We start from the raw sequence: 15,211 nt of genomic DNA on the forward strand, positions 1-15,211 counted from the left end.
AGTCATAAAAAAACCGCCTTCAGGCGGTTTTTTCATTTATGTAACTCATATCAATTACGGCCATGCTCTATAGTGTCAACGGCATTCTGTTCAGCTATCAGAGCACTCTGCTGCATATCGGCATTGTAGTGTTCAATATCCAGTTCATTTTCCGACTTGGCAATCACTGTGGTAGCCACCAAGTCACCGGAGACGTTAACCACAGTGCGGGCCATATCCAGAATACGGTCGATACCGGCAATAATCGCCACCCCTTCCAGCGGCAAACCTACTGTGGTCAGCACCAGCGTCAACATCACCAAACCGGCGCCGGGCACCCCCGCAGTACCTATAGAAGCCAGCGTCGCAGTCAGAATAATGGTGATGTAGTCCACCCAGGTGAGGTCTATGCCAAAGGCCTGAGCCACAAACAGCGCGGTCACCCCTTGGTAGAGTGCGGTGCCATCCATGTTGATAGTGGTACCCAGCGGCAGCACAAAACTGGAAATCTTCTTGTTCACCCCCAGGTACTCACTGGCACACTTCATACTGGCCGGCAAGCTCCCCGCCGAGCTTGACGTGGTGAAGGCGACGGCCATCGCATTGCTTATCCCCTTAAAGAAATGCAATGGATTGAGACGGGCAAAGACACTCAAGACCAAGCTGTAGAAACCGACAATATGCAGGAAACAGCCGATATAAACAGCAACAATCACCTTAATGAGCGGCAACAACATCTCCATACCGTATTCACCAGCCACCCAAGCCATCAAGCCAAACACCCCGTAGGGCGCCAGACTCATCACCATATCGGTCAGCTTGTACATAGCTTCTGCCAGGCTCTCGAATACCCGAATCGCAGGCTTGCCATGTTCCCCTATCAATACCAGGGCGATCCCCAGTGCCACGGCGAATACGATCACCTGCAGTATCTGCCCTTCGGCCAAAGCCGATACTGGATTGGTAGGCACTATGTTGATCAGGGTTTCCATCAAAGAGGGAGCCTGGGCAACCTTTTCGGTACCGATTTCAGGTGTCATACTCAAGCCGGATCCCGGACGTATGACAGAACCGACAATCAACCCCAAACTGATGGCAATGGAAGTAGTACCCAGATAGAAAGCAAAGGATTTAAAACCTATCCGCCCCATCTTGGCGGTATCCTGCATTGAGGTCACCCCCACTATCAGCGAGCAGAACACCAATGGCACTATCAGCATCTTGATAGTGTTGACGAACAAAGTCCCTATCGGCTTGAGATAGATGGCGTCTTTACCCAGCATCAGTCCTGTGCTCATCCCCAGAACCATACCTATCAGTATCTTCAGCCACAAAGGCAGCCCCGACCAGCGTGACCACAGACGGCCGATGCGTGAAGGTTCGTGTTTTGACATGTGTAAACCTTGATATTTGAAAAAGAGAGGGGCCATTTCCTTGGCAGGTGGCCAAGATCAGACATCAAGGCCGGTGCGCGAGTTTAGCACAATGCCCCTGTCGCAAGGATGATCTATATCACGCTGCCCGGCTCCTGGGTGGAGTTACCATGAGCTGAGGCTGGATAATCCGGGTAAAACTTGAAGTGACACTTTTGATCCAGTCCCCTTTGCGCCTGCACCTAACTGCTGATAAATTGTGCCCCGCACACGCAAATCCTACGGGCGCAAAAGCAAACAGAACTCAAAGGAATAATTATGCTTATAAGAAAAGGTACCCCAAGAGACGCCGAGGCCCTGGTGGCCTTCAACCAGGCGATGGCACAGGAAACCGAAGGACTGTCACTGGACAACGACACCCTGAGCCGCGGCGTCAGCACTCTATTGGAAAACCCCGCCAAAGGTTTTTATCTGGTGGCGGAGATAGATGGAGAGATTGCAGGCTCCTTGATGGTTACCTATGAATGGAGCGACTGGCGCGCCGCCGACTACTTCTGGATCCAGAGTGTCTATATCAAACCTGAACACAGACGCAAAGGTATATATCGCGCCCTGTATCAGGAGGTTAAGGCACTGGCAGAGCACCAAGGCGGCGCCGCAAGCTTCAGGCTCTATGTGGAGCAGGAAAACACCCGCGCCCAGCAAACATACCAATCACTGGGCATGAGTCAGAGCCACTACTTGATGTATGAAGAAAAGCCCGCCTGAGTTCAGGCGCAGATACTGGTGACCTTAATAGCCAGGCCATCCAGGCTGACTCTGGGCTCACAGTTCCTGCGCAGTGCCATTCGGGCCGAGTTAACCGCCTTCACGGCGGCAATGGCGTTACGCTCAATACAGGGCACCTGAACCTGCCCGGCGACAGGATCGCAAGTAAGCCCCAGATTGTGCTCCATGCCGATTTCGGCCGCCATACACACCTGGGCCGGGCTGGCCCCCATCAGCTCGGCCAAACCGGCCGCCGCCATGGAGCAGGCAACCCCGACCTCCCCCTGACACCCTACTTCGGCGCCCGAGATAGAGGCATTGCGTTTGTAAAGTCCACCTATGGCCGCGGCCGTGAGCAAAAAGCGACTGTACTCTTTCTGCCCCAAAGGACGAATAAATTTGTCGAAGTAAGCCATCACGGCTGGAATAATCCCGGCGGCGCCATTGGTCGGCGAAGTCACTACCCGGCCACCGGCCGCATTTTCTTCACTGACCGCCAGGGCAAACAGGTTCACCCAATCGACTATGACCATAGGATCGCTGGAAAGGCGCTCCCCGGTTTGCAATTGCCGCAACAGTGCCGGTGCCCGCCTTGGCACTCTCAATGGCCCGGCCAGAATCCCTTCGGTATGACATCCCTTGTCGATGGCTTGCTTCATTGTGTGCCAGATATTGCCAAGACCACGGTAGATGCGCTCCTCCGGAGCCAACGCCTTTTCATTGGCCAGCATCAAGGCACTGATACTCATGCCATGTTCACGGCACAGCGCCAGCAACTCTTCGGCATTGGTAAAGGGATAAGGTAAGCTCCGCTCACTTACAACTTGTTTGCCAAAGTCGGCCTCTTCCACCACAAAACCACCGCCGATGGAATAGTAGGTCTTGCTGCTCAATACCAGCTCACCGGCCCAGGCGGTGAGCCGCATGGCATTTTCATGCAGCGGCAGGGCCTCACTGTGAAACTTTACGGCATCGGCCGGAAAGGCCACCTTGTGCCCGTGTCCGAGCACGAGTTCACCACAGGCCTGCACCTGTTGGATAAATGTCGGAATCGCATCTATGTCCACTGTCTCCGGACTATTGCCCGCCAACCCCATAATGATGGCGATATCTGTATGGTGGCCCTTGCCGGTCAGCGACAGTGAACCGTAGACATCGACACTTACCCGGGTCAGGCGACTCAAACGTCCGTCAAGATGCTGCTGCTCGACAAAATCCCGCGCCGCCTTCATAGGGCCTACGGTATGGGAACTGGAAGGACCCACACCTATCTTGAAAATATCAAAGGTACTGAACATGCTCCCCCCAGTAACTTAGCCTTGGAAGAAGGAGTAAAAAATGGCGGTCATGGACATCAAGCCGGCCACTATCACAAAAATGTTGCTCAAGCGACCGCGATAGGCCTTGAGTGCCGGTACTTTGTAAACGGCATACATAGGCATCAGGTAAAGAATGGCCGCAATCACTGGGCCGCCCAGAGCTTCAATCATCGTCAGAATACTGGGATTGGCAATCGCCGCGCCCCAAACGGTCAGGAACATAAACAGCTGAATACCGCGATTCAGCCCCTTGTCGCTGCAACGCTCTCGAACAAACGGCAACTGTTTGGAGGCAATTCCCTTCAATCCTTCAGTGGCTCCCAGATAGTGGCCGAAGAAAGAGGATACTATGGCCACAAAGGCAACAACCGGCCCCACATAACTGATAAATGCACTGTCATGGATATTGGCCAGGTAAGACAAAATCGGCAGGTTGGATGCCTTGGCTTGTGCCAGTTGTGCCGGACTCATGGCCAGCACACAGGAAAACACAAACAACATCACAAACCCCAGCAGCATCATGGCGGTATTACGCAAGATCATATCGGCCTTCTTGGCCGCATTGGCGCCATGTTCCCGCTTTAGCGATACCGCAAACTGGGAAATAGCCGGAGAATGGTTAAAAGAGAAGATCAACACAGGGATGGTGACCCAAACAATACCGAGAAACTCTCCGGCCGATGGAACCTGCATCAAAGCATCCATCTTCCAATCGGGAATGAGATAGAGCGACATAAACAGCAAGATGCCGACCAGAGGATAGACCAGGAACTGGGTCACTTTGAGCATCAACCGCTCACCGGCTACCATCACAGCCATCATACCGGCAATCAAAGCCCCGGACAGTAGCCAACGCGGTAAAGATGCCATCCCCAATTGATGCACCATAAAACTGTCAACCGTATTGGTGATACTTACGCCATAGATCAACACTATCGGATAGATGGCCAAAAAATAGAGCCAGGTAATGGCGCGACCGGCACCAACACCGAAGTACTCCTCGACCACTTGAGTGATATCACTGCCTTCAATCTTCGAGGCACAGACAAAGCGAGACAAGCCCCGGTGAGACAGATAGGTCATGGGACCTATCAAGATGGTCAACAACAACAGCGGCCAAAAACCACCGAGACCGGCATTCATAGGCAAAAACAGGATCCCGGCACCCACTGCAGTGCCAAACAGACTCAACATCCAAGTAGTGTCCTGGGCCGTCCAGGATAGTGAGCCAGACACTTGTCCCTTTTCCGGGGCCGTGGGGGGCAGTACAGCGTCTTGAACCTGCGTACCTGTGATCTCTTGTTGCATAAGGATTACCTTAACTTCGGCTGAAATTGGCGGCAAGCATAGCCAATCGCCCGGCAAAGAAATTGATCTGAACCGCCATTCACGGCACTGAATTTGGGCTCTGAGTCATAACTGGGATCCAGATCTGCCTTTTGCTGTAATAAAATTTCAATTAGGCAACAAATTAATTCCACCCCGCAAAGCCGCTGAAACAAAGGTGCTACCTTGAATACCAGCCGGTAAAGCATCAAGTTTGCGGAGAAAAAAAGCAACAGAGATCACCAGCACGTTCGTGAGAAAAATATGACGTAACTCAGCAAGGCTGAATTAAAACCCGACAGCGATCACCGTCTAAATTGTAATTTTATTAACAAACCGGCAGCAGGCAAAAAAATGCCGCTCATCGACATGAACGGCATTGAAGCAGAATGAATAGTGCTTAACGCTCGAGCGTCAGGTCCATCTTGGATACGGTTGCCGCATCAATATCCGCTTCTTTGAACAGCAAGGGGCGGAACCGTTTCTCACTGGAGTAGAGCGCGGTCTGATCGGCAAATTCGGGACGCAGAATATTGCTGGTCTCTGAGTAGGTTAGTATCCCTCTCGCCTCCGGGCCCTCATCGGTAAAGCTCACCGCCATCATCCAACTGGAGCCATAACGAATCTGATAGCCTTTGGCGCTCAGACCTGAATCCAGCGCTTTACCGCTCAGTACATCGGTTGCCGGAGCGTAAGAGTGCTGTGGGATCAGAGTGTCGTCACCACTGGTTCTGGTGGAAAATACGTTGAAACCACCCTCGGCATGATGACTGCCGGGCCAGGGCAAACGCACGCCACTGGCGCTGCCATCCGGCAATGAACGCTCGACAAACTGCACACTGCCAAGAGGCGCATCGACGGCAAAACCGGCCGCTTCCAGGTTGAGCGCGGCATGCGCCAGCGCGGTGAGCGCCGAACCGTCAGAACTCAGCCCTGTGGGAGTGGTCGCCGGCTGCAGATAATCAAAGCCTTGGGTCAACATGGTTTTGTCATTGAACAGATGGGCGAATTCCCGAAGCAAAGCGCCGCCTTTACTGTCGTTGTCCTGATGACCATTCCAGGCCTTGAGCGCCGCGCAGGCAGCGCTGATATCCTTGGCAAGGGTACCGACCATTACAGGTTCACTGCCCTTGGCTTCACACTGGGCAATCAGATCATCCAAAACCATTTCGGCCAGATAGCTGCGGTTGTTGAGCACTGCCGCCTCCAATTCATCCAGGTTGAACTTACCATCACTACCGGCGGCATCACCAAGCAGCTTGAGTCCCATGCGGGTTCTCATGCTCAGTTGACCACGCTCCGGGCCATACATGGGAGAAAAATACTCCAGCGGCTCGGCCGGGTTGGTAGACCAGAAGGAGTTATTGGAGTTTTGCACAAAATCTGTGCGTTCCAACTTGGGTGCCCGCTCGAAAGGCGTGGGGCCAGCGAAAGCGAACAGTGAGGTATTGCCCGGCAATATGGTAAAGCCCGCCTGCGCCTTGGCCGCCTTGATCTCAGGGGAAGTCTTCAGCAATACCACAGCCGCCTCGGATAATCCCGGCACGGTAGAGTCATCGATATAGAAGGCGTTGCCTTCCCTGTCGGCATACATGGTGTTATTGAAGATCATGCCGTCATAGTCTTTAAATGCCTGCACAAACTCCTGTTTGTTGGCGGCCATGTTCATCGCCAGCCAGTGATCCACGGGATCCAGGGTCGCCATGTTAGCATCCTGCAACATAAAGGCCTGACCATCATCCCAGCCAAAAGGTGCCTGGGTCGCAGGCGCTTCGACTATAGGTCCCTTGGGAGTGGTATAGATATCTTTTTCGGCTACCAGCATACCCGCCGGACCGGCATTGACCAGCACCTGCACGGTTTCCTTGCTGATAGGCATAGGCTCACCATCAAACAGATACTGCATTCGGTCGCCGGAAACCAGCTCCAGGTTATAGACCACAAAATGTTCGGCGGTGGAGAAGGTATGGGTCCAGGCGAGATCTTTGTTGAAACCAATATTGATTGGGCCTGGCATGCCGACCAGAGAGCCGCCCATCACATCCAGGTGTCCGGGAATGGTGGCATGGGACTGCCAGAATCTCAGGTTACCCGTATGCGGGAAGTGCGGGTTCCCCAGCACCATGCCCTTGCCGTTTTCCGTCTTGTCTTTGCCAAGGCCCCAGCCGTTGGATCCCAGTTCACCCGGGTTGGTCTCCGGGGTTGAAATATTGGCGGCTCTGGCAATCAGCTTGCTGTTGATGTCATTGACAAAAGCGGTCTGGGCGGCAGAGGCCGGAGCCGGGCCGACTATTCGCGGCAAATATTCATCACCATCCCCCGGATTGGCGTAAAAGATCAGATCCAGGAAGTTGGCCGCCCCCGGCAACAGGGCAATTGAAAACAGGTAGGTCACCACATCTTCAGCTTCGATAGGTTTGACCCAGGGCTGCCCGGCACAGAAGGGCTCGGCCTGTTGCTTGCCTTCGGCCACATCGCTCAAATACCGGTTATAGCCGGCGACAAACCCGCTGATTAGAGCCCGGGAGTTTTCGCTGAATTCAGGCCATTTGGCCTCGGCCTGAGCTCTGACCTTGAGCGCCTTGTAGGCAAAGTCGGAGATCAGATTGCCATTGTCTTCCCGGGCCGGGATCCCTGTGGTGAAGTCCAGGCTGGCATGAGGGCCGAAATACATGGAACGCTCTGAGTTGGCCTTAACAAAACCATCGGCCAGAATGCACAGATTGTCCTGCGCCTGCACATAGCCGTTACCGAATCCCAGGCTTTCCAAATTGTCGGCTTGAATATGAGGCACACCGAAACTGGTGCGCCGCACGCTGACAGAGAGCTTACCATCCGGTGCAAATGCCTGCAGTGTGTTATCGACCGGAGGCGGGTTCTGATCATTATCGTCATCCGAACAGCCAACGAGTACCAGGGTGCCTGCCAGCCCCATGGCGTACATGAGTTTGTTGAATTTCATTATAATTATCTCTTTTTTAATGCCATTTATCCGACAAGGCCCAGCCCCTTGAACAATACAACTCCCCAAAGTCATACGGGTTTGTCGTGGCGCCTATGTCGTGTCCCTCGGTGCACCTTGCGTTGTGATTTATGGCACGTCACAATGACGCCCAACTCAAGGTCGCACCTCCGACCATTTAAACAACGATTCAAACGCCCGTCTACATCAAAGATCCATCAATAAAACAAATATGAAACAAAAACAGTTACAGATAGTGGTGGGTTCTACCAACCCGGTGAAAATCAAAGCCGCCGAGAATGCGGTCCACGCCCTGCATCCCGACGCCGAGATCCACTGCCAAGCAATGAAGGCGCCATCCGGTGTGGCGGAGCAACCCATGACAGATGCCGATACCCGCCAGGGAGCCATCAACAGGGTGGAATGGTGCAAGGCGAATGCAGATGCCGATTACTATCTGGCAATGGAAGGTGGGGTGGATGATTTCCCCCAGGGGCCAGCCACCTTTGCCTATGTGGTTATAGCCACCAAAGAACGCCTCTGCGTCGGCCGCAGTGCTCACCTGCCCCTGCCGCCCAAGGTTTATGCCGCGCTCAAGGCCGGTGAAGAACTGGGAGATGTGATGGATTCGCTGTTCAATACCGTCAATGTCAAACAGGCAGGTGGCGCCATAGGACTCTTGACCCAAGGGCATGCTACTCGCGAGAGTATTTATCACTCGGCCTTGCTGCTCGCATCGGCGCCACTGCGTTACCCGGAGCTTTACTGATACCAGCAACCGCTGTTATTAATAACGGCGGTGTTGTTGACCTCCCCACTTCAATCTTTTCCAAGCGACCTGTGTAAATGCGGGACGATGACCAAACCCAACTGTTGCAAATAGATACAGACTGAGCTAAGTTGAATTCAGAATTAGTTGCTTTACGCAACCATTTTATCATTTGCGAGGTAATTCCTTAGATGTCCCTCAGTACAAAACCGTTAAGTTTAGGCTCATCCAAGCCTGATGTTAAAGAGCCGAGCTCTCACCAGGAACCATCTCAGGATGAACTGGCCCAGGTCAGTCCTGTACTCAGACAACTGTCACGTCACTTGGTACGGCAACTGGGTATGTTGTCCGGCGCCTGTGGGCAACTGCCACTGACCCCGGTGCAGGCACACACACTGCTGGAGCTGGGACAGCAAGATCTCAGTATCAAGGAGCTGGGAAACCTGCTCAATATCGATAAATCCAATGCCAGTCGTGCCGTCAGTCATCTGGTCAAGAAACAACTCGTGCAAACCAAGGCTAATCCCAGGGACAATCGCTGTCTGCAGGTCAGCCTGACTCCGGCCGGGCATAGGATGCTGCAACAATTGGATAACCAACAGGATAACCAATTTGCTGACATTCTTGCCCAGCTGGCACCAAGCGAGGTGACCCAACTGGAAGCCAGCCTGCGCTGCTACAATAAGGCGATTACCAAGGCCAAGAGTCAACAAGGGGTAATAATCCGGCCACTGCAGGCGGCAGACGATGCCGAGTTAGCCGCCGTGATACGCGCAGTATCGGCCGAATATGGCCTGACACCCGATAAGGGTTATAGTGTAGCCGACCCGACCCTGGATCACCTGAGTCGCCAATATACTCAGCCAGGAAGCCAATATTGGATAATTGAAAAACAGCAGCAACTGCTCGGCGGTGCCGGTATCGCCCCCTTACCCGGCGAAGATGGCGTGTGTGAGTTGCAGAAGATGTACTTTATGCCCGCACTACGAGGCCTGGGGCTCTCCCGCCGTTTGGCACTGCAATGTCTCAGCTTTGCCCGCGAGCAGGGATATAAGGCCTGCTATCTGGAAACTACCCAACTGTTGCCACAAGCGCTCGGCCTCTACGCCAGCCTGGGCTTTACCACCTTACCCAAGCCCCTTGGCAATACCGGCCACAGCGCCTGCGAAATCCCTATGTTGTTGACACTTTAGCGGATTCAGCTGCCTAAGCGCTCTTTAATGGCCAGGGTAATAATGCTGGCGCCAAAACCATTGGCGTCGGCCCAGTCGACTATGGTCTTGCCGTCAGCTTCCACCACTTCCAATTCGGTTTTTGACAAGCGCTTGGCGATAAACTCGCCGGTATCTTCGGCGTTGCTGTGATAGGCAGTGCGCAGCAGGCTTTCGCCGTCACAGGAAAGTCCTGAATAGATATTACGCAGTTTCACTCGATTTTCTTTCAATTTCTTACGCAGGCGATTTTTATCGTTGGACTTGACGTAATCACAGATACTGGCAGCCAACAGATCTTCGGCTTTTGCAGTTGAAGGGGATGACACTGAAGATACAGCAATCAGTGCAGCAATGGCCACGGGCAACAGACGCATCTGACACTCCTTTTTGTAATTGTTATTAAAACCAAGAGTCCCCGGCAGACTTGTCTGCCGGGGACTCTTGGGGATAAGGATCGCTTCGTGGCCGGTGCCACTCACGTTTCAGGGTTCAAAAGTCTGCTCAAATTTAACATTTTCTAATCATATTAATAAAGCGAAAACCCAATCCATTTACACCGCGACCACTTTCCTCGTAAACTTGCTGCCAGCTGCCATCGTTCCATTCAGGAAAGCGAGTGTCCCCTTCCACTTGCAAGTCTATCTCTGTCAGATACAGCCTATCGGCCTGAGGCAGGATTTCCCGGTAGAGCTGACCACCACCTATCACCACCAGTTCTTCGCAGTTTCCTGCTGCTTCCACGGCTTCTTTGAAGGAAGAAACCCGGGTCACACCTTCCGGGGCATAGTCGCTCTGGCGGCTGATCACTATGTTGTGGCGCCCGGGCAGAGGACGACCTATGGATTCAAAGGTCTTACGTCCCATCACCACCGGCTTTCCCAGGGTCATCTGCTTAAAATGGCGCAGATCTTCCGGCAGGTGCCAGGGCATTTGGTTATCTTTGCCTATGACTCTGTCATGGGCCATGGCGGCAATCATGGCGATGCGCATATACGCTCCTTGTTATTATTGGATTAAATTACCGGGCGAGTACGGAAATACAGCAGGCTGGGCATGGCCAGACCGACAGATAAAGCCCCGAGAATGAACACGGTTTTCAGGCCATTGGTAACCACCTGCTCCCATAGCTCGGTACTGAGTTGTGACTGAGCGGTCAATTGCACCAAGGCAATCACAGTGTTGTAGGCATAGGAACCCGGGATCATAGGGATAATTGCCGCCACGGCATACAACAGCGGCGGTGCCAGATGACGCTTGGCAAAGGCAATAGTCACCATGCCTATGATGGCGGCAGCGGCAAAGGTGGCCCACTCTATCGGCAAGCCAAACTGCAACATCAAGGTCCGTGAGCTGTGGCCTATGGCCCCGGCCAGGGCACAGTAAAGCAGATAACGCCTGGGAACATTGAACAGCATGGCAAAACCCATGGCGGGAATAGCCGAGAAAAAGGCATCATTCAGCAGTAACAACAGAGTGTCCATCATAGAAAGATCCCCCCAAGCTGCATGGCAATGGTAATGCCTATCACGGAGGAGACTGTCATCAAGGTCGCCTGCCCCCAGCGGGAGATCCCCACATTCATATGGCCTTTAACCATATCCGATATCGAGTTGATCATCGGAAAGCCGGGAACCAGCATCAGCACAGAGGCCGCCATCGCCAGCTCAGGGGTTTGGGTCACAGGATAGAGATACCCCAACTGGGCTGCCAAGCTGGTGACGAAGGCGGTCACGGCAAAGTTCACCAACACATTGAAGTGACGTTGCGCCATGGCCAGGCGCACAAACATGCCAATCACAGAAGCAAAGAAAGTGATAAAACATGCGGCCAGGTCGCCACCGAACAGGTGACAAAAACTGCCGCAGGAGAGGCCTATCATGGGGATAAGCAGCCACTTGGGGTAGGTTTTGGGTTGCAGTCTGGCGAGGCGTTTGCGGACTTCATTGGGGCCATAGAGGCCTTTTTCGGCCAGCAGGCAAATGCGTTGCAACTCGCACACCACTGTCATATTAATGCCGTGCTCACGAATGCGCCGGGTAGTGGTAATACAACGACCGGAAACCAAGCTGGTGAGCACCAGCGAATTGGAGGAGATGGATAGCTCGACACTGGCCAAGCCAAGTGCCCGGCCAAGACGCTGACTGATCTCTTCAACCAGTTCAGATTCAGCGCCGTAGGCCAGCAATAGCTGAGCAACCCGGACGACCTGCCGGGTGATATCGTTTTGGGTATCAGCGTACACAGGTGTTCAGGCTCGCTCAGATATTATCTTTGGTAAATAACCTCAACATCATAATCATCGTCGTCGAAGTCATCGTCGAACTCATCATCATAGTCTTCGTTGAGATCTTCCAGGCTATCCTGATGGTAGTTGTCCCATTTGAACTCAACATCGGCGTCAGGATCTTGCTGTTGCTCTTCCGCCGGCAGACTGCTGATAAAGTCATAGAGCTTTTCTGCCAGTTCCTTGGTGCCTTCACGGGTATAAGCCGAGATGGTGTAAACATCCCCTTCCCAGCCCATCTCCTTGACTATGCTGTCGACTCTTTCCTGCAGCTCTTCTTCCAGCAGCAGATCTGTCTTGTTGAACACCAGCCAACGTGGCTTGGAAGCCAGCTTGGGCGAGTATTTTTCAAGCTCAGTGACAATCGCCTTGGCCGCTTCGGCCGGGCTGGTGCCATCGATAGGCTCGATATCCAGGATATGCAGCAATACACGGCAACGCTCAAGGTGCTTGAGGAAGCGAATACCCAGACCGGCACCTTCGGCGGCACCTTCGATCAACCCTGGGATATCTGCCACCACAAAGCTCTGCCCTGGACGTGGGTTTACTACCCCCAGATTAGGAACCAAGGTGGTAAAGGGATAATCGGCCACTTTTGGTGTCGCGCGGGAAACCGCCCGAATAAAGGTCGACTTACCTGCATTTGGCATACCAAGCAGGCCCACATCGGCCAACAGCATCAGCTCAAGACGCAAGCTACGCACTTCACCGGGGGTGCCCAGGGTTTTTTGTCTGGGGGCACGGTTAACACTGCTCTTAAAGCGGGTATTGCCAAGACCGTGGAAACCACCTTTGGCCACCAACAGCTTCTGACCATGCTTGGTCAGGTCTCCGAGCACTTCGTCGGTTTCTTCATCAACCGCACGGGTACCCACAGGTACCTTGAGTACCAAGTCCTGGCCGCCTTTACCGGTACAGTCACGGCCGCGGCCGTTTTCACCGCGCTCGGCCATATGGAAACGCTCAAAACGATAGTCAATCAGGGTGTTGAGGTTTTCGTCGGCTTGCAGATAAACACTGCCACCGTCGCCACCATCGCCACCGTCTGGACCACCATCCGGCACGTACTTTTCACGTCTGAAGCTGACGCAGCCACTGCCACCATCTCCAGCTTCAACTCTGATCACTGCCTCATCGACAAACTTCATACATACTCCTGGCACCACGGAATGGGGCAATTATACTGCCTAACCCTGCAAGGCGCCAAAAAACAGAAACTATGGCTTTCGCCCAAAACAAAAGCCCCACCAATGGCGGGGCTCAAGCAATTCTGGTTTGAAGATTAGTCTTCGATGCTAACGAACTTACGGTTGTTAGGACCTTTAACTTCAAACTTAACTTTGCCGTCAGTCAGGGCAAACAGAGTATGGTCACGACCGATACCTACGTTAACACCTGCGTGGAATTTAGTACCACGTTGACGAACAATGATGTTACCAGCCAGAACTGATTCGCCGCCGAAGCGCTTTACACCAAGACGTTTGCTTTCTGAATCGCGGCCGTTACGAGTAGAACCGCCAGCTTTTTTGTGTGCCATGAGTCAGACTCCTATTAAGCGTTGATAGCAGTGATTTTAACTTCAGTGAACCACTGACGGTGGCCCATTTTCTTCTCGTGGTGCTTACGACGGTTGAACTTTTGGATAGTTACCTTTTCACCACGGCCATGGCTAACAACAGTAGCCACAACTTTACCGCCTGCTACCAGAGGGGTACCCACTTGGACGTTTTCACCATCAGCGATCAGCAGAACTTGATCGAACTCGATAGTCTCACCAGTGGCAACTTCAATTTTTTCCAAACGAACAGTATGGCCTTCAGCAACACGGTGTTGCTTACCACCACTTTGAAAAACAGCGTACATAGCTATTTTACTCCGAAATTCTTAACACGCCGGCTCATCTCTATGAGGCTGGGTGCTACAAAAACTTTAATGACAATGGGCGCGGAGTTTACGCGAAGAATCCTTTACTGGCAAGCCCTAATTGACGAAGAAGAAAAAAAGACCGGATTAACTCGCACATTGATCTCTCTGCTACTGTCTTGTTCATTAATTTTAGGTAAACTTCGGTCTATTAAAATATTTAAGCTTATCGGGAGCTGCCGATTCGGCGTTCCTTCATACCTAGAGTCTACTATGGATTTAACTGCTATCCGTCAGCTGGCTGACGCCGACATGCAAGCCGTCAATCAACTGATCTACAAACAACTCGAATCTGATGTTGCCCTGATCAATCAATTGGGGTTCTACATCATCAACGGTGGCGGCAAGCGTATGCGGCCGTTACTGTCGATTCTGGCGGCCAGATCACTCGACTATAGTGGTGAAGCACACCTAAAGCTGGCTGCTATTATAGAGTTTATTCATACGGCTTCGCTGCTTCACGACGATGTGGTGGATGAATCTACTCTGCGCCGTGGACGGGAAACCGCCAACGCCCTGTTTGGCAACAGTGCCAGCGTGCTGGTTGGCGACTTCCTTTATACCCGTTCTTTCCAGATGATGACAGAGCTGGAGTCGATGAAGGTACTGCAGGTGCTGGCCAACACTACTAACGTACTGGCCGAGGGTGAAGTGCTGCAGTTAATGAACTGCAACGATCCGGATACCACAGAAGCCAGCTATATGCGGGTTATTTACTGCAAGACTGCCAAGTTGTTTGAAGCAGCAACCCGTCTTGCCGGTGTGCTGGCCGGCTGCGACAGCGAAATGGAAACGGCGCTGGCCGACTATGGCAAATACCTGGGCACCGCCTTCCAGTTAACCGATGACCTGCTGGACTACACTGCCGACGCCGAAGAGCTGGGCAAGAACATAGGTGATGACCTCGCCGAAGGTAAACCCACACTGCCACTCATCTACGCCATCGCCCATGGTACAGAGCCACAGCGGCAGATGATCCGCCAGGCGATTGAACAAGGTGACGGCACCGAGCATATCGAGGCGATAATAGATGCGCTCAACACCTGCGGCGCATTGGAATATACCCAACAAAGGGCCTATGAAGAGTCTGACAAGGCCATAGAAGCCCTTTCGGTGCTGCCTGAGTCCGACTACAAGCAGGCGCTGATAAGCCTAGCCAAAATCGCCGTAGCCCGCAGTCACTGATAGGCTTAAGACGACGGATTAAAACCCATCAGTTGAATTTGTTGAACCCAAGCAAAAAAAGGAGCGCTCAAAGCGCTCCTTTTTGTTTTTGGTTTGTTGTTTATGGTGT

15 protein-coding genes are annotated in these 15,211 nt (G+C 52.9%); 4 read left to right on the forward strand and 11 right to left on the reverse strand.

Translation table 11 applies throughout. The features are described 5' to 3' along the window. Positions 1-50: 50 nt before the first annotated feature. On the reverse strand, positions 51-1,373 hold the full coding sequence (locus CX650_RS07735; RefSeq protein WP_039033182.1) for a dicarboxylate/amino acid:cation symporter: 1,323 nt from the start codon (positions 1,371-1,373) through the stop codon (positions 51-53). 297 nt (positions 1,374-1,670) lie between these two features. Between CX650_RS07735 and CX650_RS07740 the strand changes: the two genes are divergently transcribed. Further along, entirely contained in the window at positions 1,671-2,120 is a 450-nt protein-coding gene (locus CX650_RS07740; RefSeq protein ID WP_101095498.1) for a GNAT family N-acetyltransferase, read from the forward strand. Between the two features lie 2 nt (positions 2,121-2,122). On the opposite strand, the gene CX650_RS07745 is transcribed toward CX650_RS07740, so the two are convergent. The 3 genes from CX650_RS07745 to CX650_RS07760 all read right to left on the reverse strand — a co-directional run bounded on the left by CX650_RS07745 (position 2,123) and on the right by CX650_RS07760 (position 7,727). After that, positions 2,123-3,418: an L-serine ammonia-lyase gene (locus tag CX650_RS07745; protein ID WP_101095499.1), complete on the reverse strand. Its 1,296-nt coding sequence runs from the start codon at positions 3,416-3,418 to the stop codon at positions 2,123-2,125. Between the two features lie 15 nt (positions 3,419-3,433). Beyond that, a complete protein-coding gene (locus tag CX650_RS07750; protein ID WP_039033058.1) occupies positions 3,434-4,747 on the reverse strand; it encodes an aromatic amino acid transport family protein in 1,314 nt (437 codons plus the stop codon). 418 nt (positions 4,748-5,165) lie between these two features. Further along, entirely contained in the window at positions 5,166-7,727 is a 2,562-nt protein-coding gene (locus CX650_RS07760; protein ID WP_101095501.1) for an acylase, read from the reverse strand. A gap of 232 nt (positions 7,728-7,959) precedes the next feature. Between CX650_RS07760 and yjjX the strand changes: the two genes are divergently transcribed. Both yjjX and CX650_RS07770 read left to right on the forward strand, forming a co-directional pair. Then, complete coding sequence (gene yjjX / locus CX650_RS07765) at positions 7,960-8,496, forward strand: inosine/xanthosine triphosphatase (protein WP_101095502.1); 537 nt, start codon at positions 7,960-7,962, stop codon at positions 8,494-8,496. 191 nt (positions 8,497-8,687) lie between these two features. Next, a complete protein-coding gene (locus CX650_RS07770) occupies positions 8,688-9,689 on the forward strand; it encodes a bifunctional helix-turn-helix transcriptional regulator/GNAT family N-acetyltransferase (protein ID WP_083399750.1) in 1,002 nt (333 codons plus the stop codon). 5 nt (positions 9,690-9,694) lie between these two features. On the opposite strand, the gene CX650_RS07775 is transcribed toward CX650_RS07770, so the two are convergent. From CX650_RS07775 to rplU, 7 genes are all read right to left on the reverse strand, one after another. After that, positions 9,695-10,084, reverse strand: a complete 390-nt coding sequence (locus tag CX650_RS07775) for a DUF3718 domain-containing protein (protein ID WP_039033055.1) — start codon at positions 10,082-10,084, stop codon at positions 9,695-9,697. Between the two features lie 133 nt (positions 10,085-10,217). Further along, a complete protein-coding gene (gene folA / locus CX650_RS07780; protein ID WP_101095503.1) occupies positions 10,218-10,700 on the reverse strand; it encodes a type 3 dihydrofolate reductase in 483 nt (160 codons plus the stop codon). Positions 10,701-10,723: 23 nt separating this feature from the next. After that, positions 10,724-11,194: a threonine/serine exporter family protein gene (locus tag CX650_RS07785; RefSeq protein ID WP_096140910.1), complete on the reverse strand. Its 471-nt coding sequence runs from the start codon at positions 11,192-11,194 to the stop codon at positions 10,724-10,726. Continuing rightward, positions 11,191-11,952, reverse strand: a complete 762-nt coding sequence (locus CX650_RS07790) for a threonine/serine exporter family protein (RefSeq protein WP_101053828.1) — start codon at positions 11,950-11,952, stop codon at positions 11,191-11,193. Before CX650_RS07790 ends, CX650_RS07785 begins: the two co-directional genes overlap by 4 nt. 23 nt (positions 11,953-11,975) lie before the next feature. Next, positions 11,976-13,142: an Obg family GTPase CgtA gene (gene cgtA, locus CX650_RS07795; protein ID WP_025012064.1), complete on the reverse strand. Its 1,167-nt coding sequence runs from the start codon at positions 13,140-13,142 to the stop codon at positions 11,976-11,978. Between the two features lie 134 nt (positions 13,143-13,276). Continuing rightward, positions 13,277-13,531, reverse strand: coding sequence for a 50S ribosomal protein L27 (gene rpmA / locus CX650_RS07800; protein ID WP_011760936.1), 255 nt, complete (start codon positions 13,529-13,531; stop codon positions 13,277-13,279). Between the two features lie 14 nt (positions 13,532-13,545). After that, the gene (rplU, locus tag CX650_RS07805) at positions 13,546-13,857 is read right to left on the reverse strand and encodes a 50S ribosomal protein L21 (protein WP_025012063.1); all 312 of its coding nucleotides are present in this window, start codon (positions 13,855-13,857) and stop codon (positions 13,546-13,548) included. A gap of 273 nt (positions 13,858-14,130) precedes the next feature. Here rplU and ispB point away from each other — a divergent pair, with 273 nt between their 5' ends. Beyond that, positions 14,131-15,102, forward strand: a complete 972-nt coding sequence (ispB, locus tag CX650_RS07810) for an octaprenyl diphosphate synthase (RefSeq protein WP_025890099.1) — start codon at positions 14,131-14,133, stop codon at positions 15,100-15,102. The last annotated feature ends 109 nt before the right edge of the window (positions 15,103-15,211 follow it).

Origin of the sequence: Shewanella indica (assembly GCF_002836975.1) — a bacterium.
In the GTDB taxonomy this organism is placed as follows: Bacteria; Pseudomonadota; Gammaproteobacteria; order Enterobacterales; family Shewanellaceae; genus Shewanella; species Shewanella indica.

What these genes read in the sequence shown, in the direction of transcription:
- CX650_RS07785 (WP_096140910.1), bottom strand. Translation starts at nt 11,194, where the DNA reads ATGATGGACACTCTGTTGTTACTGCTGAATGATGCCTTTTTCTCGGCT.
- CX650_RS07770 (WP_083399750.1), top strand. Translation starts at nt 8,688, where the DNA reads ATGTCCCTCAGTACAAAACCGTTAAGTTTAGGCTCATCCAAGCCTGAT.
- CX650_RS07745 (WP_101095499.1), bottom strand. Translation starts at nt 3,418, where the DNA reads ATGTTCAGTACCTTTGATATTTTCAAGATAGGTGTGGGTCCTTCCAGT.
- CX650_RS07775 (WP_039033055.1), bottom strand. Translation starts at nt 10,084, where the DNA reads ATGCGTCTGTTGCCCGTGGCCATTGCTGCACTGATTGCTGTATCTTCA.
- ispB (WP_025890099.1), top strand. Translation starts at nt 14,131, where the DNA reads ATGGATTTAACTGCTATCCGTCAGCTGGCTGACGCCGACATGCAAGCC.
- cgtA (WP_025012064.1), bottom strand. Translation starts at nt 13,142, where the DNA reads ATGAAGTTTGTCGATGAGGCAGTGATCAGAGTTGAAGCTGGAGATGGT.
- rpmA (WP_011760936.1), bottom strand. Translation starts at nt 13,531, where the DNA reads ATGGCACACAAAAAAGCTGGCGGTTCTACTCGTAACGGCCGCGATTCA.
- CX650_RS07740 (WP_101095498.1), top strand. Translation starts at nt 1,671, where the DNA reads ATGCTTATAAGAAAAGGTACCCCAAGAGACGCCGAGGCCCTGGTGGCC.
- rplU (WP_025012063.1), bottom strand. Translation starts at nt 13,857, where the DNA reads ATGTACGCTGTTTTTCAAAGTGGTGGTAAGCAACACCGTGTTGCTGAA.
- CX650_RS07735 (WP_039033182.1), bottom strand. Translation starts at nt 1,373, where the DNA reads ATGTCAAAACACGAACCTTCACGCATCGGCCGTCTGTGGTCACGCTGG.
- CX650_RS07750 (WP_039033058.1), bottom strand. Translation starts at nt 4,747, where the DNA reads ATGCAACAAGAGATCACAGGTACGCAGGTTCAAGACGCTGTACTGCCC.
- folA (WP_101095503.1), bottom strand. Translation starts at nt 10,700, where the DNA reads ATGCGCATCGCCATGATTGCCGCCATGGCCCATGACAGAGTCATAGGC.
- CX650_RS07760 (WP_101095501.1), bottom strand. Translation starts at nt 7,727, where the DNA reads ATGAAATTCAACAAACTCATGTACGCCATGGGGCTGGCAGGCACCCTG.
- yjjX (WP_101095502.1), top strand. Translation starts at nt 7,960, where the DNA reads ATGAAACAAAAACAGTTACAGATAGTGGTGGGTTCTACCAACCCGGTG.